Raw genomic sequence first — 24,193 nt, forward strand, 5'->3', positions numbered from 1 at the left:
ACGTTGCTCCGGAGGAATGCCCGTGCCGCAGTCCGTACCGTCCCTGCCGCGACGCGCCGCACGCGTACTACGTACCTCGTTGTTCGCGCAGGTCGCCTGCGCACTCGTGATCGGAGTCGTCGTCGGACGGCTGTGGCCCCACGCGGGCACAGCCGTCCAACCGCTCGGCGACGGCTTCGTACGTCTCATCAAGGCGATGATCGCGCCCCTTGTCTTCTGCGTGGTCGTCGCCGGAATCACCAAGGCCGGAGACCTCAAGGCCTTCGGCCGCATCGGGCTCAAGGCCCTCCTGTGGTTCGAGGCGGCGACGACCGTCGCCCTCGTCGTCGGCCTGCTCGCCGGAAACCTGGCCGGCCCCGGCGTCGGCATGAACGTCGACCCGTCCAAGCTGGACGCGTCCGCCGTCGAGGACAAGACCGGCGGCGGCTCGCTCCCGTCGACCGGCGACTTCATCCTGCACTCGCTCCCCGACAGCGCGGTCGGCGCCTTCGCCGAGAACTCGCTGCTCCAGGTGCTCGTCCTCGCCTGCCTCGTGGGCGCCGCGCTGCTGCACCTCGGCAACACCAAGGTCCCCGCGATCCTGCCCGCCATCGAACAGGGCCAGGAAGTGGTCTTCGCCGTCGTCGGCTTCATCATGAAGCTGGCCCCGCTCGCCGTGTTCGGCGCGACGGCACACCTCGTGGGCGAGTACGGCCTCGGCGCCCTGTCGACGTACGGCAAGCTCATCGGCGTCTGTTACGCCGTCGCCGTGATCTTCCTCGTGCTCCTCGGCCTCGCCCTGAAGGCGGTCACCGGACTGAGTCTGTGGAAGTTCGTCCGCTACACGCGCGAGGAAATGCTCCTCGCCCTCGGCACCGCCTCCAGCGAGACGGTCATGCCCCGCATGATGCAGAAGCTGCGCCACGCCGGCTGCCGCGACGACGCCGTGGGCCTGGTCCTGCCGACGGGATACTCGTTCAACCTCGACGGAGCGTCGATCTACCTCTCCATCGGTACGTTGTTCATCGCGCAGGCCGTCGGGGTGGACCTCTCGCTCGGCCAGCAGATCACCGTTGTGATCGTCCTGATGCTCACCAGCAAGGGCATGGCGGGGGTGCCCGGTTCGGCCTTCCTCGCGCTCTCGGCCACCGCGTCCGCACTCGGGGTCATCCCGGCGGGCGCCGTCGCCCTGTTGCTCGGCGTCGACCGCATCATGGACGCCATGCGCGTCTCCACGAACCTGCTCGGCAACTGCGTGGCCGTCTTCGTGGTCTCCCGCTGGGAGGGCGCGCTCGACACGGCCAGAGCCAAGAAGGTACTGGGCGGCGAGATCGCGTTCGTACCGGAGGAGGACCGGGCCGAGCCGGTCAAGTCGCCGGAGCTCCCGAAGACTCAGGACCCCAAGTCCGCTGCGGAGACAGTGGGTTGAGGCCGAGCGGGGGGCCGGCGGCAAGCGCGACGCCGCCGGCCCCCCGCGCCGTCAGGCTTCCTCGGGCTTCTCGGAATCCACCCCCGGCCGCGCCTTCTTCCACATACCGCGCGTGAAGTCGGGGATCGCCTGAGGCGCCCCCTTCGCCTTGATGGACAAGTGGCTCAGCGGCACCGGCGATGTCCACGTCGCCGCGTCGTAGACATCGAAGTCCGGTACCAGGCCCACCCGCAGGCACTGCATCAGACGGAACACCATGATGTAGTCCATGCCGCCGTGGCCGCCCGGCGGGTTGGAGTGCTCCTGCCATAGCCAGTGGTCGAAGTCGGTGTACTTGGAGAAGTCACCCCAGGAGTCATTCGTGTGGTCCGGCTCTATATAGATCCGCTCCGGGTAGTCCTCGAACACACCCTTCGTGCCGCCGAGGCTGTTGATCCGCGAGTACGGGTGGGGCGTGGACACATCGTGTTCGAGCCGGATGACGCGCCCCTTCGCCGTCTGGACCAGGCTGATGGTGCGGTCCGACTCGATGTACGTCTCCTTCCAGCTCGGGTCACCCTTCGGCATATGGGCCTCGCGGTACTGGGCGAGGCCGAGCGAGGGCGTGCCGAAGCTGGAGATGTGCGTGACGCGGTCACCGCGGTTGATGTCCATGTAGTTGGCGACCGGGCCGAAGCCGTGATTGGGGTACAGATCGCCGCGCAGCCGCGTGTGCCACAGCCGCCGCCACGGGCCCTCGTAGTAGTCGGGGTCGAACATCAGGCCGCGCAGGTCATGGTTGTAGGCGCCCGCTCCGTGCAGCAGGTCGCCGAACTTGCCGGCGTGCGCCATCCGCAGGACCCGCATCTCGTTCCTGCCGTAGCAGCAGTTCTCCAGCTGCATGCAGTGCCTGCGGGTGCGCTCGGAGAGATCGACCAACTCCCAGAGCTGGTCGAGCTGGAGGGCGATCGGACACTCCACACCGACGTGCTTGCCGTTCAGCATCGCCGTCTTCGCCATCTCGAAGTGCCAGTCCCAGGGCGTGGCCGCGTACACGAAGTCGATGTCGCCCCGCTTGCACAGGTTCTCGAAGTCGTGATCGCCCTTGGTGTATGTCGCCGGGGCCGGCTGGCCCGCGGCCGTCACCTTGGCCGCCGCTCTCGCGGTCTTGTCCTTCACCGGGTCGCAGAGCGCGACCACCTGGACGCCAGGGATCGCCAGGAACAGGTCGATCATGCTGCCGCCGCGGTTGCCGAGCCCGATGATGCCGACCCGCACGGTGGAACGCCCCTCGAAGGGCACGCCGACCATCGTCTCGCCCTTTTGGGCCGGAGCCTCGGCGGCCGTCGCCCCGGCCTGCACGGCCCCGCTCCGCCCGGCCTCGGCCTGCCCGCCGGCGGCCTGCGCCGTGCCACCGGTGAACGCGCCGAGCCCGAGCCCCGCGCCGGCCATCCCGGCCGTCCGCAGGACGGACCTGCGGGACTGTCCGGCGGCGTCGTGTTCGGGCTGCTCGTGGCTCGCGTCGGGTGCCGGTGTCGCGTTGTCGTCGTGCATCGGACCTCCATCGATGGGTGGGTGCGCTGCAAGCGCTTGCCACCCTGAAGGGGACAGCACCGGGGCGCAAGGGGCGGAAATGGTCAGGGAGTTGGACTTTCTTTGCGGACTCTTTGGACTCCCATGGACCCGGGGGGTGCCTGCTCTGGCGCCGTGCGCGCGGCACACGCTTCACTGCCGCCTCATGAAACGCATCCTGACCGTCGCTCTCGCCGCCGCGCTGCTCGCCCCATGGCTCGCCGCGACCCCCGCCGGGGCGCAGGACGCGGCCGAGCCGGCGACCGTGGCCCTGGCGCAGACCCCGCCCATGGGCTGGAACAGCTGGAACGCCGTCGGCTGCGGTGTGAACGAGAAGCTGATCACGGACACCGCGGACCGGTTCCTAGCCCTGGGCCTCAAGGACCTCGGCTACGAGTACGTGAACATCGACGACTGCTGGGACCTGAAACAGCGGGACGCCGACGGCCGCCTCGTCGCGGACCCGGCCAAGTTCCCCAAGGGCCTGAAGTGGCTCTCGGACTACGTCCACGCGCGTGGCCTGAAACTCGGCATCTACGGCGACGCGGGCACCGCCACCTGCGCGGGCTACCCCGGCGGACTCGGCCACGAGAAGAACGACGCCCAGCAGTACGCGGACTGGGGCGTCGACTACATCAAGTACGACAACTGCAACAACCAGGGCCTGCCCGCGCGGGACCGCTACAAGGCGATGGGCGACGCCATCGCCGCCACTGGCCGGAACATGCTCTTCAACCTCTGCGAGTGGGGCGCCAACAAACCCTGGGAATGGGCCACGTCCGTCGGCGGCCACTCCTGGCGCACCACCGGCGACATCACCGACGACTGGGACAGCGTCAAAAGCATCATCCGGGCGAACCTCCCCCTCGCCGACTACGCCGGACCCGGCCACTGGAACGACCCCGACATGCTCCAGGTCGGGAACGGCGGCATGAGCGACCGCGAGTACCGCACCCACTTCGGCATGTGGGCCATGATGGCCTCGCCGCTATTGCTCGGCACGGACCTGTCGACCGCGTCCGGAGCCACCCTGAAGCTCATCGGCAACCGCGGACTCACCGCCATCGACCAGGACCCCCTCGGCCGCCAGGCCAGGGTCGTCACGGAGAAGGGAGGCCGCTACGTCCTCGCCAAGCCCCTCGCCGACGGCAGCGTCGCGGTCGGCCTCTACAACGAGAACGACTACGCGGCGACCGTCAGCACGACGGCCGCGGCGACCGGCGTACGCACAGCGGGCTCGTACGCGCTGCGCGACGTCTTCACCGGCGACGCCCTGCGCAGCCAGGGCACGATCGAGGCGTCCGTCCCCGCGCACGGCCTCGTCGTCTACACCGTGCGTCCCGCACGCACAGGTGACGCCTCGACCCCCGCACGCAGCTTCGGAGTCGACGCCCCGCTGCTGTACGACGGCGCCCCCGCCTCACTCGTCACGCCGGGCGAGGCCGGCACGGTGCACACCCAACTCGCCGACCAGGGAGCCAGGCCCCTGCGCGACGCGACGGTGCGGCTCAGCGCCCCGGAGGGCTGGACCGTCGACTCCGGTGACCGGACATCGGCCGAGTACGTGACCCGCGCGGGGCCCCTCGCCACCGACTGGCGGATCACGCCTCCGAAGAACCTCGGGCCCGGCACGTACACGCTGGACGCCACCGCCCGGTACGTGGTCGACGGGCGCACCGTCACCGACACGTCCACGACCACGGTGATCGTCGCCGACGTGGTCCCGGCCGGGGACTCGTACCTCAGCGACTCCACCTGGGTGAAGTCCACGAACGGCTGGGGCCCGATGGAACGCGACATGACCAACGGCGAGCAGGACCAGGGCGACGGGACCCCGCTGACGATCGGCGGCACCGTCTATCCCAAGGGACTCGGCACGCACGCGTGGAGCGAGGCCGTCTACTACACGGCGGGACACTGCTCCACTCTGAAGGCCGAGGTCGGCGTGGACGACGCGCAGGACAACGTGGGCGCCCAGCGCGGCACCGTGACCTTCGAGGTCTGGAAGGACCGGACGAAGGCCGTCGACACCGGCAAGCTCAGCTGGCAGGACAAGGCTGTGCCGCTGGACGTAGACGTGTCGGGCGGCCAGTTCGTCCGCCTGATCGCCACCACCGCCGACGACGGCAACGGCAGCGACCACGCGGACTGGGGCGGCCTGAAGATCAGCTGCTCTGCGTGACCCCGGGACGCGTCGCGTGCTCCAGCTCCACGATCACGGAGTAATAGCCGCGGCCCGTCGCGTGGTCCATGCCGACCTCGCACATCCGGTTCGCCGACAGATGCGCGTCGAAGTGCCGGGCGGTCACCTCCGCCGCCTCTTTGCGTGTGGCCGACTCGGTGAGCTCCTTGTGGAGCATGCCTCGGTCGCCCGCGAACGCGCAGCACCCGGCGTCGTCCGGTACGACGACCTCGTCGGCGCAGGCCTCGGCGACGGCCCGCAACTGCGCCACGTCGCCGAGGTGTTCCATGGAGCACGTCGGATGAAGCACTGCCGAGCCGACCGTCCGGTGCACCGTCAGGTGTGGCAGCAGCTCGTCCGCCGCCCAGACGATCGAGTCGACGATCGTGAGCTCCTTGTGCAACTCCTTGTTGTCGTCCGTCAGATAGGGGACGACCTCATGGGCGATGCCGAGCGTGCACGACGAGGCGTCGACGACGAGCGGCAGCCTGCCGCCGGCGGTCCAGCCCCAGGCCGCCTCGACGATCCGGTTCGCCATGACGGTGTTGCCCTCGTCGTACCCCTTCGAGTGCCAGATCGTGGAGCAGCACGTCCCCGCGACATCGTCCGGAATCCAGACCGGCCGTCCCGCGCGCGCGGACACGGCGACCATGGCCTGCGCGAGGGACACGTCTGAGGGGCTTCCGAAGATGCGGTTCACACAGGCCGGGTAGTAGACCGCGGCAGCCCCCACGCGCGCGGTGCGGGGCAGCTTCCGGGCGGCGGCAGCGGGGATCGCCGGCAGCCACTCCGGTACGAGGTCGGGGCGTACGGCCTTGCGGGCGGCCTGGGTCACGGAGGTCAGGAGCCGGTCGCCGATCTTGCCGGCGGCCGCCACGGCGAGCCGCGCCGACGCCTCGACGGCCTTGAAGTTCCTGGCCGTGAACGCGGCCACCTTCTCCTCGCGCGGCGAGTGCCGCGCGTGCCGGAACTCCTTCATGAAGGCGCCCGTGTCGATGCCCACCGGACACGCCAGCTTGCACGTCGAGTCGCCCGCGCACGTGTCCACGGCGTCGTACCCGTAAGCCTCGACAAGCCCGTCCTCGACCGGCGAACCGGACGGCTGGCGCATCATCTCGCGGCGCAGGACGATCCGTTGGCGTGGCGTGGTCGTCAGGTCCTCACTGGGACACGTCGGCTCACAGAAGCCGCACTCGATGCACGGGTCGGCGATCAGCTCCACCTTGGGGATCGTCTTGAGGCCGCGCAGATGGGCCTTGGGATCGCGGTCGAGGACGATACGCGGCGCGAGGACGCCGTCCGGGTCGATGACCTGCTTGGTGCGCCACATCAACTCCGTGGCCTTCGCGCCCCATTCGAGCTCCAGGAACGGCGCGATGTTGCGCCCTGTGGCGTGCTCGGCCTTGAGTGAACCGTCGAAGCGCTCGACGGTGAGGCGGCAGAACTCGTCCATGAACGCGGCGTAGCGTTCGACGTCCTCGGGCCTGCCCGCGTCGAAGGCGAGCAGGAAGTGCAGGTTGCCGTGCGCCGCGTGACCGGCGACGGCGGCGTCGAAGCCGTGCCGCGTCTGGAGTTCGAGGAGCGCCTCGCACGCCTCGGCCAGGCGCGACGGCGGCACCGCGAAGTCCTCGGTGATCAGCGTCGTCCCGGAGGGGCGCGATCCGCCGACCGCCGTCACGAACGCCTTGCGGGCCTTCCAGTAGCCACCGATCGTCTTCGCGTCCCGCGTGAACGCGTTGGTCACCGAAGCCACGGGCGCCACCAGTTCGAGCCCCTCGAGCACCTCGGCGGCCGCCGCCTCGTAACGCTCCTGGGCCGCCTCGTCCGGCGCGCGGAACTCCACCAGGAGCGCCGTCGTCGACTTGGGCAGGCTCGCCCAGTCGGCGGGCACCCCCTGCACGCTCACCGAGGCCCGCAGCGTATTGCCGTCCATCACCTCGACGGCGATCGCGCCCGCCGCGTTGAACAGCGGGACCGCCGCTGCCGCCGCGGGCAGCGAGGGGAAGAACAGCAGCGCCGTGGAGACCTTCCGGTCGAGGGGCAGCGTGTCGAAGACGACCTCGGAGATGAAGCCGAACGTCCCCTCGGACCCCACCATGAGGCCGCGCAGGATCTCCACGGGTGTCGCGCCGTCCAGGAAGGCGTCCAGGCGGTAGCCGTTGGTGTTCTTGATCTCGTACTTGGCGCGGATACGGGCGACCAGGTCCGCGTCGGCCTCGATCTCGCCCTTGATCTCCAACAGGCCCACGCAGAGAGCCGGTTCGGCGTGCTCGAGGAACGCTTCGGCATCGGGGTCGGCCGTGTCCACCACGGTGCCCGAGGGCAGCACGAAGGTGAGCGAGGCGACCGTCCGGTACGAGTTCCTGGTGGTGCCGGCCGTCATGCCTGAGGCGTTGTTCGCGACGACCCCGCCGATGGTGCAGGCAATGGCGCTTGCCGGGTCGGGGCCGAGCACGCGCCCGTGCCGCGCGAGCGTGATGTTGGCGCGCACGACGGTCGTACCGGGGCCGATCCTGGCCCGCTCGCCGTCGCCGATGACCTCGACGCCCGCCCAGTGCTTGCGGACGTCCACGAGGATGTCCTCGCCCTGCGCCTGCCCGTTGAGCGACGTGCCCGCCGCGCGGAAGACCACCTCGCGGCCCTTGCCGTGCGCGTACGACAGGACGGCCGACACGTCGTCGATGTCCTCGGCGACCACCACGACCTGCGGCACGAAACGGTAGGGACTCGCGTCCGACGCGTACCGCACGAGGTCCGAGATGTGCGTGAGGACCTTGTCCGCCCCCAGGAGCCCGGTCAGCTCGGAGCGCAGCGGCTCCGGGGTCCCGCCGGCCTGAGCGTCCGGCACCCGGTCGGGGGCCGGGCCTTCCGCATGAGGTCCCGGGCGCAGCGCTTCCGGCTTCGGCTCCAGTAGGGGCATGCCTCTCCAGCCTCTCCTCGGATGCTGCGGGCCCGGGCGTGACACCCGGGGCCTAACAGCGGTGGTCGTACGGCGTCTCGAACAGCGCGTTCATCAGGACGCCCAGCTGGGCGCGCTGGTCGGGGCTCAATGGAGCCAGGATGTCCTCTGCGGCGGTCCTGCGCGCGCTGCGCAGCTCGCGCAGCGCCTTGCGGCCCAGTTCGGTGAGCTCGATGCGGATCACCCTGCGGTTCGTGGGATCGGGCACCCGGCGCACCAGCCCGGCCGTCTCCAGGCCGTCGACCAGGCTCGTCACGGCGCGGGGCACGACTTCGAGGCGCTCGGCCAGGTCGGCCATGCGCGGCGGGGTGTCGTAGTGCACGAGGGTGCGCAGAAGCCGGGACTGGGCGGGCGTGATCCCGACCGGCTCCAGATAGCGCTTCTGGATCCGCTGCAGCCGCCGGGTCAGCCGGAGCAGCTGCTCCGCGAGAAGGCCGTCGGCGTCCGGGGTACTCATGTGCGGAACAATATCAGGACCTTGTTCATTGTGAGTATAGGTAACAATGAGCTATGCTCCCTGAGACCTTGAATCACGACTCGTAGGAGGCTCATGCGTCACGACGAACCCGGCTGGACGCCGTCGCCCTCCGACACCACGTCGCCGGAGCCGCGGCAGATGCGCCGCATCCTGGCCCTCTTCCGTCCCTATCGTGCCCGCCTCGCGCTGGTCGGCCTGCTCGTCGGCGCCGCCTCGCTCGTGTCGGTCGCCACGCCCTTCCTGCTCAAGGAGATCCTCGACACCGCGATCCCGCAGGGGCGCACGGGCCTGCTGAGTCTGCTCGCCCTGGGCATGATCCTCAGCGCCGTCATGACCAGCATCTTCGGTGTCCTGCAGACCCTGATCTCCACGACCGTCGGCCAGCGCGTCATGCACGACCTGCGCACCGCCGTGTACGGCCGGCTCCAGCGCATGTCGCTCGCCTTCTTCACCAGGACCCGCACGGGCGAGGTCCAGTCCCGCATCGCCAACGACATCGGCGGCATGCAGGCGACGGTCACCTCCACCGCCACGTCCCTGGTCTCGAACCTCACCAGCGTGGTCGCCACCGTCGTGGCGATGGTCGCGCTCGACTGGCGGCTCACGGCCGTCTCGCTGCTCCTGCTGCCCGTCTTCGTGTGGATCAGCCGCCGCGTCGGCCGCGAGCGCAAGAAGATCACCACGGAACGCCAGAAGCAGATGGCCGCGATGGCCGCCACGGTCACCGAGTCCCTCTCCGTGAGCGGCATCCTCCTCGGCCGCACCATGGGCCGCGCCGACTCGCTCACCCGCTCGTTCGCCGACGAGTCCGAGCAGCTCGTCGGGCTCGAGGTCCGGTCGAACATGGCGGGGCGCTGGCGCATGGCCGTCATCACGGTCGTCATGGCCGCCATGCCCGCCGTCATCTACTGGGTCGCGGGCGTCGCGCTCCAGCTCGGCGGACCCTCCATCTCGATCGGCACGCTGGTCGCCTTCGTCTCGCTCCAGCAGGGCCTGTTCCGGCCGACCGTGAGCCTGCTCGCCACCGGCGTCCAGTTGCAGACCTCGCTGGCGCTCTTCCAGCGCATCTTCGAGTACCTCGATCTGCCGATCGACATCACCGAGCCCGGGCAGCCCGTCCGCCTCGACACGATCAAGGGCGAAGTCCGCTTCGAGGACGTCGAGTTCCGTTACGACGCCGCCGACGGCAAGGGTGCGGCGATACTCGACGGGATCGACGTCACCGTCCCCGCGGGCGGCAGCCTGGCCGTCGTCGGCCCCACCGGCTCCGGCAAGTCCACGCTCAGCTATCTGGTGCCGCGTCTGTACGACGTCACGGGCGGGCGTGTCACCCTCGACGGGGTGGATGTGCGCGACCTGGACTTCGACACCCTCGCCCGTGCCGTCGGCGTCGTCTCCCAGGAGACGTACCTCTTCCACGCCTCGGTCGCGGAGAACCTCCGGTTCGCCAAGCCCGACGCCACCGAGGAGGAGCTGCACGCTGCGGCCAGGGCGGCCCAGATCCACGAGCACATCGCCTCCCTGCCCGACGGGTACGACACCGTCGTCGGCGAGCGTGGCCACCGGTTCTCCGGCGGCGAGAAGCAGCGCCTCGCCATCGCCCGCACGATCCTGCGCGACCCGCCGATCCTCATCCTCGACGAGGCGACGAGCGCCCTGGACACCCGCACCGAGTTCGCCGTCCAGGAAGCCATCGACGCCCTGTCGGCCAACCGCACGACGGTGACCATCGCCCACCGGCTGTCCACGATCCGCGGCGCCGACCAGATCGTCGTCCTCGACGGCGGGCAGGTGGCCGAGCGCGGCACCCATGAGGAGCTTCTGGAACGGGACGGCCGCTATGCCGCCCTGGTCCGCAGGGACTCACAACTGGAGCCCGTGAGCCCAGCCTGATCCAAGCGAAGGACCCTGGGCCGTGACCGGGCATGCAGGTGACGCCCAAGTGGAGCCACCGACGCTACGATATGACCGGTTTGCAACCCTCTGCGGGTTAGCGTTCGGCCATGCTGAACGAGACTCCGCAAAGGAGCACGATGCGACTGACGCGCCGGGGCCGCGCCTCCCTGATCGCGGGTGGGGCCCTCGTGGCGGCGGCCGCCGCAGTGGTGGTGCCGCTCCTGCTCCCGCACCACGGGGGCGGTGACAAGCGGCCGCGGACACTGACCGTCCCCGAAGGCTGGCGTGCGGGCCAGGTCTACGAGGCCCTGGACAAGGCCCTCGGTGTCCCGGCAGGCACGAGCAAGAAGGCCGTCCCCAAGGCCGGCCTCAAGCTCCCGGGGGACGCGGGGGGCAACCCGGAGGGCTACCTCTTCCCGGCGACGTATCCACTCGACGACAAGTCGACTCCGGCGGGTCTGCTGTCCTACATGGTCAACACCGCCAACAGGAAGTTGAACGGCAGCCAGGTGACGGCGGGAGCCGACCGGGACACGGTGAAGCCCTATCAGACCCTCACCATCGCGAGCATCGTCGAGGCCGAGGCGGCCACCAAGGAAGACATGGGGAAGGTGGCCCGCGTCATCTACAACCGGCTCGACCGCGGTATGCCGCTCCAGATGGACTCGACCATCAACTACGGGCTCCACCGCTCCACGCTCGACACCACCACCAAGGACACCCGGGCCGAGAACCCGTACAACACCTATGTCCGGATGGGGCTGCCGCCCACCCCCATCGCCAACCCCGGGGCCGAGGCCATGAAGGCCGCGATCAGCCCGCCGCAGGGGGACTGGGTGTACTTCGTGACGGTCAAGCCCGGCGACACCCGCTTCACGGCCGACTTCAACGAACAGCAGAAGAACGTCGCGGAGTTCAACAAGCTGCGCGCGAGCGGCAAGCCGTCGTCCGCCTGAGCCGGGCGTGCCTGATCGGGCCGCGCAGGGGCGTCCCGTTCGGGGGTGTCACACAGCGACCGGCGCCCCGGCCAGCAGGCGCTTGATGTCCCGTACGGCCGCGCGCCCCGCCCGGTTGGCGCCGATCGTGCTGGCCGAAGGCCCGTAGCCCACCAGATGGATCCGCGGATCGGCGACCACCCGGGTGTCCTCGGCCTGGATGCCGCCGCCGGGCCCGCGCAGCTTCAGCGGCGCAAGGTGCTCGATCGCGGGCCGGAAGCCCGTGGCCCACAGGATGACGTCCGCGTCGACCCGCCGGCCGTCGTCCCACTCGACGCCGGACGGCGTGATCCGGTCGAACATCGGCAGCCGGTCCAGCACACCGTCGGCGCGGGCCTGCCGGATCGCGTCGTTCAGCGGCAGCCCCGTCACCGACACCACGCTCTGCGGGGGCAGCCCCGCCCGGACCCGCTCGTCGACCAGGGCGACCGCCGCACGGCCGAAGTTCTCGTCGAACGGGCCCTCGTTGAAGACGGGCGGCCGGCGCGTCACCCAGGTCGTCGCGGCCGCGTACGGGGCGATCTCCATCAGGTGCTGCGTCCCGGAGGCCCCACCGCCCACCACGATCACCCGCTGTCCGCGAAACGCCTCCGGCCCTGGGTAGATCGCGGTGTGGAGCTGACGCCCGCGGAACGTCTCCTGCCCCGGGTAGCGCGGCCAGAACGGCCGGTCCCAGGTGCCCGTCGCATTGATCAGCGCACGCGTCGACCACGTCCCGGCGGACGTCTCGACGAGCAGCCTCCTGCCGTCCCCCTCGCGCACGGCGCGCACATCGACGGGGCGCCGCACCCGCAGGTCGAACGTCTCCTCGTACGAGGCGAAGTACGCCGCGATCACCTCTGACGACGGCCGGGCCGGGTCCGCGCCGGTCAGCTCCATGCCCGGCAGCGAGTGCATGCCGTGGACCCCGCCGTACGTCAGTGAAGGCCAGCGGAACTGCCAGGCGCCGCCGGGGCGCGGTGAGTGGTCGAGGACGACGAAGTCACGCTGCGGCTCGAAGCCGGCCCGGCGCAGGTGATAGGCGCTGGACAGTCCTGCCTGCCCAGCGCCTACGACGACCACGTCGACCTCGTGTACGTCCGCTGTCTCCCGCACCCCGATATCGTTCACGCTTCCACTAACTGCACCGGGGTCGTGGATCTTCCCGCAGGGAGCGCGACGAGTCAGCGGCCCCCGGCGACGAGAAGCGGCGCGCCACCGACGGCAGACCTCGTGAGCGGCGACGCCGGAATCCGCGGCAGCCGCCCGCGTGCCGCCAGATCCGGGATCACGCCCTCCCCGAACCAGTACGCCTCCTCCAGATGGGGATAGCCCGACAGGACGAAGTGCTCGACGCCCAGCGCGTGGTACTCCTCGATCCGGTCGGCGACGTCTGCGTGGCTGCCGACGAGCGCCGTGCCCGCGCCGCCCCGCACCAGGCCGACGCCCGCCCACAGATTGGGCGAGATCTCCAGGTCGTCGCGCGAGCCCCTGTGGAGCGCGAGCATCCGCTGCTGCCCGACCGACTCGCTGCGGCCGAGCGCCTCCTGGGCGGCAGCCACGGTCTGAGGCGACAGGTCGTCGAGCAACCGGTTCGCCGTTGCCCACGCCTCCGCCGACGAGTCGCGCGAAATCGTGTGCAGCCGGATCCCGAACCGGACCGTGCGCCCCTCCTTCTCGGCGAGCCCCCGGATCCAGTCGATCTTCTGCTTCACCTGCTCGGGCGGCTCGCCCCAGGTCAGATACACATCCGTGTGCCGCGCGGCGACCGGACCCGCCGCGGCCGAAGAACCGCCGAAGAAGATCTCCGGCAGCGGGTCGGGCGGCAGCGCGGTGAGCCCGCCCTCCACCTGGTAGTGCTCACCGCCGAAGTCGAACGGCTGGCCGCTCCACACACCGCGCACGACCGAGAGGAACTCGTCGGTCCGCGCATAGCGCCGGTCGTGGTCCAGATGGTCGCCGAAGCGCCGCTGCTCGGTCGAGTCACCCCCCGTCACCACGTTCAGGAGCAGCCGCCCGCGCGTGATCCGCTGGTACGTGGCGGCCATCTGGGCGGCGAGCACCGGCGAGATCACGCCGGGCCGGAACGCCACGAGGAACTTGAGCCGCTCGGTGTGCTGGGCCAGGGCCACCGTCGTCAGCCAGGCGTCCTCGCACCACGTGCCCGTCGGCGTCAGAACCGCTTCGAACCCCAACTGCTCGGCGGCCTTGGCTATTTGGGTCAGATAGTCGATGTCGGGCGCACGCACGCCGCTGACCGGAGCGATCCGCGAGCGCTTCACGCCCCCGTCGGTGTAGGCGTGCCGGTCCACGAGCGTGCGGCCGTCGCCGCCCGTCGGCAGAAACCAGTGAAGGTGGACGCTCATCGTCAGGACTCCTTGCCGAAGGTGCGGGGCGCGGTCGTCGACGCCGGCAGGCCACCGTTGAACCGGGTGTCCACGAACGACGCGAAGTCGACCTTGCGGGGGATCAGCTTCAGCTGCGCGAAGGTGTCGGCGATGTGCTGCTCCGAGGCGATGGCGGGCTTGTCCACGGCGACGGTGACCCGGGTGCCGTTGGTGCGCTTCACCGCGTCCAGAGCGACGTCGTAGGGCAGCCCGGTGTCCTTCGCCCAGACCTTCGCCCACGCCTCGGGATGCTTGAAGACCCAGTCCTGAGCGCGCTTGAGCCGCTTGAGGTAGTCGCCGATCGCGGCGGCCTTCTTGCTGTCCTTGAGCGAGGACGGCGCCGCGACCTGGAACGAGAGCCCATTGGTGAGCCCGTCCCCATCGGTGAGCACACGCCCCTGCTTCCCCCGCAGAACCTGGGAGGTGTACGGGTCCCAGACGGCCCAGGCGTCCACCTTGCCCCCGGTGAACGCGGCCAGCGCGTCGGCCGGCTGGAGGTACTTGACCTGCACGTCCTTCAGCGACAGACCGGCCTTCTTCAGGGACGCGACCAACTGGTAGTGCGCCGACGAACCCTGCGCCACGGCGATGGACCTGCCCTTGAGCTCCTCGGGCTTCTTCAGCTTCGAGTCGTTCGGGACGAGGATCGTGTCGCCCTTCGCGGTTCCGTGGCTGGCCGCCACGATGGAGATCTTCGAGTTGGCACCGGCCGCGAAGACGGGAGGGGTGTTGCCGACCCCTCCGATATCGACCGCCTTGGCATTGACGGCCTCGAGGAGCGGCGGCCCGGACGTGAAGGTCGACCAGTGGATCTTGTAGTCGAGGTCGTCGAGCTCTCCGGCGGCCCGGAGTACGGCTTCCGAACCGCCCTTCTGGTCACCGACGTTGAGCGTGAGGCTCCCCTTGCCGTCGGTCCCGCCGCCGCCCGAGCCGCCCGTGGACGTATCGGCGGTGGAGGTGCCGGAGCAGGCGGCGAGCAGCAGGGCCAGGGGGAGCAGCAGAGCGGGGGCGAGGCGTCGTCGCATGGGGAGTCCGTTCGGTGGGTTCATGGCAGGTCGGTCCTGGCGGGTCGGTCATGGCCGGCCGGTCTCGGCTGGCGGGCTTCGGCCCGTCGACGCAGGCCGGAATGGCCGTAGGGCGGGTGTGCCGGTACGGGTGGTGTGCGTCGGGAGTTGGGCTGAGTGAGAGTCAGGCGGCAGTGGCTGACGGGGAGTTGTCGTGGGTGTCGACTCCCAGACGATGGAGCAGCTCGGCGCGCAGTTCGCCGAAGCGCGGGTCGGATATCCCGCGCGGACGCTCCAGATCGACCTCGGTCTCGTACGCGATGACGCCTTCGTCCATCACGAGCACGCGGTCGGCGAGCAGGACGGCCTCCTCGACGTCGTGCGTGACCAGGAGGACGGCGCAGCCACGCCGCTGCCACAGCTCGTCGACGAGGCGCTGCGCCTTGATGCGGGTGAGCGCGTCGAGAGCGCCGAACGGTTCGTCGAGCAGCAGCAGATCGGGCTCGCGCACCAGGGCACGGGCCAGCGACGCGCGCTGGGCCTCGCCGCCGGAGAGCGTCTTGGGCCAGGCGTTCGTACGATGCCCGAGCCCGACCTCCTCCAACGCCTGCTCGGCGACGTCTCGTTGGGGCTTTCCCGGCAGCCCGAGCAGCACATTGCGCCACACCCGCTTCCACGGCATGAGACGCGGAGCCTGGAACGCGACGGCCTTGCGGCGCGGCACGAGTACGGTGCCCTCGATGTCGCGGTCGAGCCCGGCGAGGATGCGCAGCAGCGTCGACTTGCCGCAGCCGCTGCGGCCGAGCAGCGCCACGAACTCGCCGGGCTTCACGTCGAGATCGAGGCGGTCGATGACGGCGCGCCCGTCGAAGGAGCGGGTGAGCCCTTGTACATGCACAGCCGAACTGGGCTGTGTGGAATGGAACTTGGTGGTGGTCACCGGCCGGTGAACGTCGGTCGCCATTGCAGCAGCAGCCTTTCGAGGGTACGGACGACGAAGTCGGCGAGCAGGCCCAGGAACGCGTAGACGATCAGGCAGACGACGATGACGTCCGTCCGCAGGAAGTCACGGGCCTGCACCATCAGGAAGCCGATGCCGGCATCGGCGTTGATCTGCTCGGCGAAGACGAGGGCGAGCCATGCGATGCCCAGCGAGTACCGCAGCCCGGTCATGGCGCCGGGCAGCGCGCCCGGCAGGACCACATGGCGTACGAGACCCCAACGGGAGAGCCCCAGCGACTCGCCGGCCTCGATCAACTGCGCGTCCACGCCGCGGATTCCGGCGTACACGTTCAGATACAGCGGGAACGAGACGCCCAGCGTGATGATCGCGATCTTCGGTGCCTCGCCGATCCCGAACCAGATGATGAACAGCGGGATCAGCCCGACGAACGGCACGGTCCGCAGCATCTGCACGCTCGCGTCGACGAGATCCTCGCCGACCCGGAACAGGCCCGAGACGAGGGCGAGCCCGGTACCGACGACGACGCCGAACAGCAGGCCGAACGCGACGCGTTGGAGTGACACGCCCATGGCGTTCGGCAGCGACCCGTCGGAGACGAGATCGCCGGCGACGCGGGCGATGGTGCCGGGCGAGGCAAGCACATCGGCGGTCAACACGCCTGTAGTGCTGAGGAGTTGCCACAGGATGAGCAGCAGGACGGGCCCGGAGGTGCGGCGCAGCCAGCGCGGGACCCGAGTGCGGCGGGTGGAGGACGCGACGAGACGGACGAGCTCGGGACGACCGACGGAATCGGCAGGGGATGGGGCATGGGACGGGGCATCGGAATCGGCGGGGACGGCGTCCGGGGCAGGCGACTCGGCGGCGGCGTCCGGGTCCGGCGGGGCATGGCTGATGCTCATGGGTGCTCCACGCAGAGGGCAGGGGAGGGCAGCGGTGAAGGTGAAAAGGGGTACGCGTGTGTGTCAGCGCACCCGCGTGAGGTCACGCGGGGCCGGGGGAGGGGCGTACGGGACTACGTGACGTAGCCGGAGATGCGGGGGAAGGGCGTCAGTGGCCGCGGCGACACGCGGCGGAGGCCACCCGCAGCAGGTCGATGTGACCGCGCGTGGTGAGCAGAACTGAACGCAACATGCCGCAGAAAGTAGCCACCTTGTCGACGTATGGTCAATGCCGTCTCGATGGATGGACGCGCTGTATCAGGTGACGGGCGCGGATCGGGCGTTCATGGCGCCGGGTGAGTGAGGATGGGACGCATGTCCGACGCCTTCACCACGCGCATCCTGAACGTATCCACCGGCTTCGAGGAGCGGGTCGTCGACCTGACCCACGACTGCGAGACCTTCCTGAGCGAGGTCGCCGCGGGCCGCGACGGCCTGCTCAACATTTTCGTGCCCCACGCGACGGCGGGTGTGGCCGTCATCGAGACGGGCGCGGGCAGCGACGACGACCTCCTCACCGCCCTTCACTCACTGCTCCCCGCCGACGACCGCTGGCAACACCGCCACGGCTCCCCGGGCCACGGCCGCGACCACGTCCTCCCGGCCCTGGTCCCACCCCACGCCACCCTCCCGGTGATCGCCGGCGCCCTGGAACTGGGTACGTGGCAGTCGGTGTGCCTGGTGGATACGAACAAGGACAACGCGCGGCGCCAGGTTCGGCTGTCGTTCCTTGCGTGAGGTGATGATGTCGCCGACGGTAGGTCTGAAGTCCGGCCGCGCCAAATGACCCAGTCTGACACTCTGCAGTTCGCCCGCAGCCGAATCTCCAGTGCTAGAGCACCGACGACCACCTCGGCCCGCGCACTGCCGTGCTGTACATCAATTGCTCCTCGAGGCGAATGGCCAGGCGGGTTGCAGCGCGCCTTCCTCGTCAGGACTGCTGCTCGCCCGGCCCGGGAGCGGGCCGGTGAACGTGCAGGGTGAGCCCGGTGATGCGGCCCGACTGGATGATCGGGGCATGGTGGACGCCGCCATCGACCTTGTTGTGGACCGTGCCCTGGCGGGACATGGAGGTCGAGGCGAGTCGCTGCAGAGCGGTGATCATGGTGCGGAGTTCGGCGTGGGTGACGGAGCCTGTTGCGGTGAGGTGCTCCAGGTGGGACTGGCATTCGGTTCTGACGGCAATACGGGGCCGCTCGTCCTCTGGGGAGTCGGTGGTCACCAGCAGGCGGGATCTGGCCTCGTCCAGGTTGGCCAGGGCAGCGGGGGGGCGAACCCTCGCGGACGAGGAAGCGGCTGACCAAATCACGGGCCTGTGCCCAGGCATCCGTGGCCATGAGGGAGACCAGCGTGGTTGCTCCGGAGGCCGCAAGTGCGGTCAACTCAGCGTCCATCGGTGCTCCCTGATGAGTCCTCGTCGTCGCCCGGCGTGAAGGTCGCCGGCGGATCGAAGCGGCGCAGCAGGTCCTCGGCCGTCTCGTGGCGGTTCTGTTCTGTAATCAGGTGGGCGATCTGTTTGGCCAGCATCGAACGTCGGTCGTCACCCTCCTCGAAGCCCAGTGCGTCGAAGAAGTCTGAGAGATGATCTGCGGCCGTACGTTGGGCTTTGCGTTCTTCTGCAGCGAGCTCGGAAGTGGGCTGGTCGCCCATACGCTGCAGCATCAGGTTCTGGAGACGTTCAGGGATCTCCGTGTCGTTTGCTGCAGACGTGAGCTGCGCGATCAGGGGCAGGTCCGCCACCGTCTGTTCCACCTGTTCCTCGTTCCTGGCGAGCCACCAGACAACCGCGCTGCCAGTGTCCTTCAGCACGTCGTCGCCCAGGTACTGGCGTCTGCTCTGTTCGTACTTGCGCCGGTGCTCCCAGACGGCCTTGTCCTTGCGCACGTCGGCGAGGCGGTCCAGCAGTTGTTGGTCCGGGTCGGGCAGGACCAGGCTGACGTTGTCCGCCATGGCCTGAAGACTCCCCGAGGGGTCCGCGTACAGACGACTGAGCGCCCCGCTGAGCTCGTGCCGCACGAGTGAGGCCTGACCGGGCTCGCGCAGCTCGGTGACGGCACGGGCCCGGTTCAGGATCGTCTCGACGGCGAGGCCCGCCGGATTGAGGACGGGGCCACCGCCGGGCCGTTCGAGCAGATGCCAGCGGACGGTTGCCGAGAACACGAAGCTGTAGTCGTCCCAGAGACTGGGCAGCGCCACACCGCGGACAGAACAGTCCGTGCGCTCCACCGGGGTTGCCGTGAGCTGTTCCTCGAAGCTGACCGGGACGGAGCCGCGGCGCCGTGCGGCGATACGGGTCACTGCCAGGGGCACGCCCAGAAGTAGTACGGCCGGCGCCGGCCATGCCCACAGGGGCCATCGCTGGGTCAGGCCGACGATCGTGAGTAGCAGTCCGCACAGGACGGTGAGGAAAACGGTGGTGGTCTTTCGGGCGGTCGTCACAGTCGGGCCTCCTTGGCCGATGCCGACGGAGCTTGGGCTGGGCCACGACGCTGAGCGGCGCCGATCTTCCGGAAGAGGAGTTCGGTGGACTCGGCGCCCTGTACGGGGCCTCCAGGAGCCGTGGGTTCAGCCGCCCGGGCGCTTGCATACAGTGCGGCGAAGACCCCGCCTCGCCTCTCCCCGCACTGCCCGGCGGCGTCGACCATGATGTCGAGCAGCAGTTCACCGTGGTGTCCCGTGCTGTCGCCCGCGCGGTGGAACCAGCGGGCGGCATGCGGCTGCCATTGTGCGCGGGGCAGCGTGGCCAGTACGGCATGCCAGCAGGTGGTCAAAGAGCGCTGCACCTCGTTCTCCTCCACCAAGGCACGTGGGGCGGCGGAAGCGTCGTCAGCGAGTGGAATCGGATCGCAGATGTGCAGAAATATGTGCAGGTCGCGTTCCGAGAGGCCGAATCGGTCCGAGCGGGCAAGGCGGTCCAGCAGCCTTCGGCGCAGTCGGCGGCTGCCGGTCACCAGAGCGTCCAGCGCCCGCACGGCGGGTCCGGCAGAGGCGCGCTCGCGTCTGGCCAGGTAGTAGAGGCGGAGGAGTGCCTGATCCGGATGGCTGGTCGCGATGACGTCGGCGCACAGACGGATGAGGACGTCGGCGAATGCCCCGTGCAGGGGACGCTCCTTGCACCACTGGTAAACGCGGTGCCGGAACTCCCTGCCGTGTGCCGGGTCCTGGAGGCCGCAGGTGAGGGCAAGTACAGCCGCGTCGAACCGCGCCCTGCTCGTCCGCTCCTGGCTGCTCCACCCTTCGGCGAGTGCAGCCAGTCCCTCCCAGCGCCCGGTCCGCAGATACTGGCCGGCCAGACGCGTCACCAGGCTGCCACGAACGGCTGCGCCGACGTGCGCTTCGTCAAGATCCACGACACTTGCGGCCCAGGTACCGAGGTGGGGCCGCAGGTCGGGCATGTGGTCCCAGAAGTGAGCACGGACGGCCGAGTCCTGATCCAGCTCCGTGAAGTGCACATGCCCGGCGGGCCCCGCGCCGGCGGAGATCTCCACGAGCCGCTCGGCGAGATCCTTGTGCTGGAGCAGGGGAACGTCGTCCGACGCGGGACCGAGCGAATGCAGGAGGAGATGGGTGGCGCGGTGGACTACATCGGCGTGCGCCCCGTGGAGCATGGACACGGCGATCAGCAATGCTCGCTGCGGTGCCTCGGACCGGTCGGCCACGAGTGCGGCGACCTCCCGGCGCCGGTCGTTGCGGGCCCTCATGGCCGTCGCGCACCACTCGGCGAACCCCTCGGACGGCTCAGCGGACTCGCGGGCGCGGCGCACCAGGTCGGCGAAGTCCGCGATCTCCCGCATCGGCCGGTCGACGACCAGGAACTCGTCCACGGTGGTGTTATCAGGCATGTACTGCTCGTACGGCAGGCCGTGCATGCGCAGATGCCGTCGGAGTACCTGCTTGCCAACCGGCGGCCGGATAGTGACCCGGTAGTACTGCAGGTCGGGATCAAGTGTGCCGCCGTGCGGCATGACGACTACCAGGTGGGCGCGTTGCTCGTGCACGGCTTTGCGGAGCGCGGGCAGGTCGGCCCTCGCCGCGGACCAGTGGCGGTCGTCCGCGGCGGACAGATCGAGGAACAACTGGTCCCCGGTTCCGACCAGGGCCGGGTCATGGAGGGCCAGTTCGTCCTCCTCCCCGGGCAGCAGCTCGTGGAAGACGCCGGTGCCCTGGCGGCATTCGCGCAGGAGCACACGGGCTGCCGCGGTGCGGCCACTGCCCGGCGTACCCTCCAGGAGGACGGTCCCCGTGTCGGCGAGCACCTCGCGGGCCCTGCCCATGCCCGGAGGATTGACCAGCACACGGCGCAGGTGACTCAGCTGGTCATCGGCGCGGCGTCGGAACACTGGTCTGTCCGCGCCCGGCGGGGACGATTCCATGGTGACGTAGATGTTGCCGGGCCCCGTGTGTACCGGGCCGTGGGGGGCTTCGACGCGCGTGCCGCCGTGCTCGCTCACCTGCTTCCGTCCTCGCGCCGGTCCGGTGCACCGAAGCGGTGCTGGACGTTGCCGCGATTGTCGCCCTCGACGTACGTCATTCCGTCGCCCGAGATGTTCCGGACGCCCGAGTCATGCCGGGAGTGGTTGTAGATGCTGCCGCTGCCGGTGTGCACCGAGCCGTGAGTGTCCTTGACCATAGTGCCGCTGATGTCGCCGTCGAAGTCCCGGCTCTGCACCGCCGTCCCGCCCACCTCCCTGATCGAGTTCGTCACGGTGCCGGCAGTCGGTGCTGTCTCATCGACCAGGTCCAGGTCCTCAAGCCCCGGGACCATCTCCGCCACCAGATCGCCGATGCGTTTGACGCAGGTATCGACATCGTGGGTGTCGAACGGGAGGGACTGGAGGTCGGCGAGGCGCTCAAGCTCTGGCGGCAGGTCGGCCTTGCTGAGCCGGTTGGTCTTCCGCCCGTCCAGAATGGGGACCACCGGCAGTTCGCATTTGAGCGCCTCTTCGATCTCCTTGCGCACCCAGTCCTCTGGATTCCGCAACCGTGAGCGGAAGTTAGCCCAGTCAGGACCGACGATCGCGAGAAGCAGAGAGCTGCGGCGCAGCCCGGCCAGCAGGGAGTCTGGGTAATACTCGCCAGGTGCGATGGAGTCCGACGCGCGGAATATGTGCTGCGGGCCGAAGCGCCGCTTAAGCTCTTGGGAGAGCAGGGCAGCGGTCTTGTCTCCGTCGCCCGTGCGGTAGTTGATGAAAACCTCGTGCATGTCGTCCCCCTAGGAAGTGAATGAACGCGATAACGTGCCGAGTCGCGGCCCGAGCTGACGTACGTACGGATGGTCGGAGTGGCGGGCCAGGACGCGGGCGAGACGCCGGAGATCGGTGATGACGGTCGCCGATCTCACCACGGCCACGCCATCGAGCAGCGGTTCCGTAAGGGCACACGCATGCTCGATCTCGCCCGCGGACGCGTAGGCGAGCGCACGCCGTACGCCGTACCGCACCTGCGTCCGCACCGCGTCCTTGCCCACCAAGGCGATCTGCCGGTCGAGTTCCTCGCCCGCCTCGGCCGGCCGTCCGAGGTCGACCAGGCACCAGCCGGTGAGCATGCTGACCGGGTCGGGAAGATGCATCGTGCCGATGACCGGTTCGTCGGCGGCACTGTCCTCGCGGGCGAGTAGCGTCCGAGCGCGGTCCAGGGCGCGCAGACAGGAGTTGAGGTCACCCGCGAGTGCGTGCCCCTGTGCCTCGCGTTGTGCGGCCAGGCCCTGGATCCGTGGCGGCAGGGTGCCGCTCTGCGCGCGGCGGGCCAGCGCGATGGTCTGCTCCGCATCGTTCCGGTACATCGTGACCAGGGCCCTGCGGACCAGGGCGTAACCCGCCAGTGCATGGTCGCCGCCGGCTGCCGCCAGATTCACCGCCCGCTGCGTCCACCACAGAGCGGCCTGCTCGTCCCCGGTCTCCTGCACAAGCCAGCCGACGTATTCGGCGTAGCGGGAGCCGAGGGCGAGCAGTTGCCTGCGGGAACCGGTGTCGGTGTGCGCGGACAGTTCGCGCAGTGTGTGCGTCTGTGCGATCAGAGCGGGCAGCAGGAGACCGGGCGCCACCGTCTGGCCGAGTCTCCGGTAGTGGGTGAACAGCGAACGCGAGGCATCCAGCATGCCGTCGCCCGAGGCCGCGGCAGCAGGGGCGGCGCCGCCCGCTCGCCAGCTCATGAGTGAGGTGACGCCCGCGCTCATGACCTTGCGTCGGCCCACAGTCTGGAACCGATTCGGGCCGTCCGGCGACAGATGCATGATCCAGTCCTCCTCGTCGATATGACCGTGTCCGGATTCGTCCGGCGTGTCAGAGGTGTTGGGGGCGGTCCGGGTGGCCAGGACGACCAGCGCTCCGTCGGCGCCGAGCGCCGCGTCGCACAGCCGCACCAGGTCACGGCTGGGCGTCTTGAGTCCTCGCTCGACCTTGCTCAGTTGGGCCTTGCTGTAGTGCACGGCGCCGGACAAGGCCGTGAGGCTCATTCCGGCCTGCAGCCGCCGCTTCCTCAGTTCCTCGCCGAACTCGGTGGACGGCTCCGGCATGAGTTCCTCCAAAGCCCCTCCACCCAGGCCGGGTTGTCGCTGCACGAAAGAGTGCGGCACTCCCACTTGGGCGGACAAGGCGATCGACGCTGTTTCCCGTTTCCATTTCCGGGGGCGGGGCTCCGCATTCGCCAGGCGTGAGTCAGCTCCGAGCTCGGGGCCGGTCGTCGAGCCGTGCCTCCAGGGCCGGAAGCGGCGTTGCCCGGCGCGGGCCGGGGCGACTCGGGCAGAGGAACACCGGCTTCGTCGTCAGGCCGGTACCTTGCCGACAGGCCGATCCGCGTGGCCTGGGCGCACTTGACGTACCGGCGACGCGGTTTTGTGGCCCTGATCATGGCCGATGCCAGCTGGACCGGCGGGGTGTCCACGGACGAAACCCTGTGCCAGCAACTGCAGTTGAATTCCAACGGCTACTCGATCGGTGGCTTGAGCTCGGTCGACTTCCGCGTCGAGAACACCGGCAACCGGGTCGTCAAAGTTCAGTTCCTGCGCTTCAACTTTCCCGTCGGACAGGTCGCCGAAGCGACCATCACCTCGGTGCCTGAGCGCGAGATGGGCGTGGCCCGACGCGCGGGCCGGGAACAGGGGCGGGCGAGGCTGTATTCGCCATCGAGCACCTGGAGCGTGGCCAAGTCGTCTCGCTGCGGCTCTCCGTATCGGTGCTCGACCTTGGCAACCGGCGGGTGGTCGCGCACAACGAGGAAGGCGACGTCGAGTTCCACGAGCGCGTCGCCGCCCGCCGCCGAGCCGACCGGGAGCATGTCACGGCAAGGCGTTGTGGATCTCGGCGTCCCAGCCCCTATCCCCCAGGAGTTTGGGGCGCGTGCTGTCGCGCTGTTCCAAGTCAGCAAACAGGCCAAGCAGACCGCCGTCGAGCTCGGTATCCATCCCGTCACGTTGTCGAAGTGGCTACCGCACCCCCATCGAGTACGAAGTAC

The 24,193-nt window shown here is 69.6% G+C and carries 21 protein-coding genes; 5 read left to right on the plus strand and 16 right to left on the minus strand.

The annotated features are described in order from the left end of the window. Positions 1-16 precede the first annotated feature (16 nt). Complete coding sequence (locus ACWIGU_RS37320; protein ID WP_454406107.1) at positions 17-1,408, plus strand: cation:dicarboxylate symporter family transporter; 1,392 nt, start codon at positions 17-19, stop codon at positions 1,406-1,408. A gap of 51 nt (positions 1,409-1,459) precedes the next feature. Here ACWIGU_RS37320 and ACWIGU_RS37325 read toward each other — a convergent pair whose 3' ends face one another. After that, positions 1,460-2,941 (minus strand): Gfo/Idh/MocA family protein, encoded by a 1,482-nt coding sequence (locus ACWIGU_RS37325; protein WP_454406109.1) that lies wholly within the window; start codon positions 2,939-2,941, stop codon positions 1,460-1,462. A 184-nt stretch (positions 2,942-3,125) separates the two neighbouring features. Here ACWIGU_RS37325 and ACWIGU_RS37330 point away from each other — a divergent pair, with 184 nt between their 5' ends. Continuing rightward, the gene (locus ACWIGU_RS37330) at positions 3,126-5,141 is read left to right on the plus strand and encodes an NPCBM/NEW2 domain-containing protein (RefSeq protein ID WP_454406110.1); all 2,016 of its coding nucleotides are present in this window, start codon (positions 3,126-3,128) and stop codon (positions 5,139-5,141) included. Here ACWIGU_RS37330 and ACWIGU_RS37335 read toward each other — a convergent pair. Together ACWIGU_RS37335 and ACWIGU_RS37340 are read right to left on the minus strand one after the other, a co-directional pair. Further along, positions 5,125-8,061 carry an FAD-binding and (Fe-S)-binding domain-containing protein gene (locus ACWIGU_RS37335; RefSeq protein WP_454406111.1) on the minus strand — a complete coding sequence of 979 codons (2,937 nt, stop codon included), beginning with the start codon at positions 8,059-8,061 and terminating at the stop codon, positions 5,125-5,127. The genes ACWIGU_RS37330 and ACWIGU_RS37335 overlap by 17 nt on opposite strands. Positions 8,062-8,113: 52 nt before the next feature. Further along, positions 8,114-8,557 carry a MarR family winged helix-turn-helix transcriptional regulator gene (locus tag ACWIGU_RS37340; RefSeq protein WP_454406112.1) on the minus strand — a complete coding sequence of 148 codons (444 nt, stop codon included), beginning with the start codon at positions 8,555-8,557 and terminating at the stop codon, positions 8,114-8,116. Positions 8,558-8,650: 93 nt separating this feature from the next. Between ACWIGU_RS37340 and ACWIGU_RS37345 the strand changes: the two genes are divergently transcribed. Both ACWIGU_RS37345 and mltG read left to right on the plus strand, forming a co-directional pair. Beyond that, a complete protein-coding gene (locus ACWIGU_RS37345) occupies positions 8,651-10,471 on the plus strand; it encodes an ABC transporter ATP-binding protein (protein ID WP_454406113.1) in 1,821 nt (606 codons plus the stop codon). A gap of 110 nt (positions 10,472-10,581) precedes the next feature. Further along, positions 10,582-11,430 carry an endolytic transglycosylase MltG gene (mltG, locus tag ACWIGU_RS37350; protein WP_454406114.1) on the plus strand — a complete coding sequence of 283 codons (849 nt, stop codon included), beginning with the start codon at positions 10,582-10,584 and terminating at the stop codon, positions 11,428-11,430. 48 nt (positions 11,431-11,478) lie between these two features. Here the strand turns inward: mltG and ACWIGU_RS37355 are convergent, their stop codons facing one another. The 6 genes from ACWIGU_RS37355 to ACWIGU_RS37380 form a co-directional block, all read right to left on the minus strand. Then, the gene (locus ACWIGU_RS37355; RefSeq protein WP_454406115.1) at positions 11,479-12,579 is read right to left on the minus strand and encodes an NAD(P)-binding domain-containing protein; all 1,101 of its coding nucleotides are present in this window, start codon (positions 12,577-12,579) and stop codon (positions 11,479-11,481) included. Positions 12,580-12,632: 53 nt separating this feature from the next. Beyond that, on the minus strand, positions 12,633-13,814 hold the full coding sequence (locus ACWIGU_RS37360) for an LLM class flavin-dependent oxidoreductase (RefSeq protein WP_454406116.1): 1,182 nt from the start codon (positions 13,812-13,814) through the stop codon (positions 12,633-12,635). A 2-nt stretch (positions 13,815-13,816) separates the two neighbouring features. Next, the gene (locus ACWIGU_RS37365) at positions 13,817-14,860 is read right to left on the minus strand and encodes an ABC transporter substrate-binding protein (protein WP_454406187.1); all 1,044 of its coding nucleotides are present in this window, start codon (positions 14,858-14,860) and stop codon (positions 13,817-13,819) included. Between the two features lie 163 nt (positions 14,861-15,023). Next, complete coding sequence (locus ACWIGU_RS37370; protein WP_454406117.1) at positions 15,024-15,803, minus strand: ABC transporter ATP-binding protein; 780 nt, start codon at positions 15,801-15,803, stop codon at positions 15,024-15,026. Continuing rightward, positions 15,776-16,702 (minus strand): ABC transporter permease, encoded by a 927-nt coding sequence (locus ACWIGU_RS37375; RefSeq protein ID WP_454406118.1) that lies wholly within the window; start codon positions 16,700-16,702, stop codon positions 15,776-15,778. Before ACWIGU_RS37375 ends, ACWIGU_RS37370 begins: the two co-directional genes overlap by 28 nt. Before the next feature lie 148 nt (positions 16,703-16,850). Continuing rightward, on the minus strand, positions 16,851-16,934 hold the full coding sequence (locus ACWIGU_RS37380) for a putative leader peptide (RefSeq protein ID WP_351373514.1): 84 nt from the start codon (positions 16,932-16,934) through the stop codon (positions 16,851-16,853). 122 nt (positions 16,935-17,056) lie between these two features. Between ACWIGU_RS37380 and ACWIGU_RS37385 the strand changes: the two genes are divergently transcribed. Then, a complete protein-coding gene (locus tag ACWIGU_RS37385; RefSeq protein WP_454406120.1) occupies positions 17,057-17,479 on the plus strand; it encodes a YjbQ family protein in 423 nt (140 codons plus the stop codon). A 193-nt stretch (positions 17,480-17,672) separates the two neighbouring features. On the opposite strand, the gene ACWIGU_RS37390 is transcribed toward ACWIGU_RS37385, so the two are convergent. The 7 genes from ACWIGU_RS37390 to ACWIGU_RS37420 form a co-directional block, all read right to left on the minus strand. Beyond that, positions 17,673-17,963, minus strand: a complete 291-nt coding sequence (locus tag ACWIGU_RS37390; protein ID WP_454406121.1) for a hypothetical protein — start codon at positions 17,961-17,963, stop codon at positions 17,673-17,675. Between the two features lie 161 nt (positions 17,964-18,124). Further along, positions 18,125-18,937 carry a hypothetical protein gene (locus ACWIGU_RS37395; protein WP_454406122.1) on the minus strand — a complete coding sequence of 271 codons (813 nt, stop codon included), beginning with the start codon at positions 18,935-18,937 and terminating at the stop codon, positions 18,125-18,127. 239 nt (positions 18,938-19,176) lie between these two features. Beyond that, a complete protein-coding gene (locus tag ACWIGU_RS37400) occupies positions 19,177-21,192 on the minus strand; it encodes a hypothetical protein (RefSeq protein WP_454406123.1) in 2,016 nt (671 codons plus the stop codon). Beyond that, a complete protein-coding gene (locus ACWIGU_RS37405; protein ID WP_454406124.1) occupies positions 21,189-21,944 on the minus strand; it encodes a TIR domain-containing protein in 756 nt (251 codons plus the stop codon). Before ACWIGU_RS37405 ends, ACWIGU_RS37400 begins: the two co-directional genes overlap by 4 nt. A 9-nt stretch (positions 21,945-21,953) precedes the next feature. Then, positions 21,954-23,255: a helix-turn-helix domain-containing protein gene (locus tag ACWIGU_RS37410; RefSeq protein WP_454406125.1), complete on the minus strand. Its 1,302-nt coding sequence runs from the start codon at positions 23,253-23,255 to the stop codon at positions 21,954-21,956. Between the two features lie 479 nt (positions 23,256-23,734). Continuing rightward, positions 23,735-24,016, minus strand: a complete 282-nt coding sequence (locus ACWIGU_RS37415; protein ID WP_454406127.1) for a hypothetical protein — start codon at positions 24,014-24,016, stop codon at positions 23,735-23,737. Position 24,017: 1 nt separating this feature from the next. Beyond that, the gene (locus ACWIGU_RS37420; protein WP_454406128.1) at positions 24,018-24,143 is read right to left on the minus strand and encodes a hypothetical protein; all 126 of its coding nucleotides are present in this window, start codon (positions 24,141-24,143) and stop codon (positions 24,018-24,020) included. Positions 24,144-24,193 lie beyond the last annotated feature (50 nt).

The sequence above is a fragment of the Streptomyces sp. NPDC055400 genome (assembly GCF_053644375.1).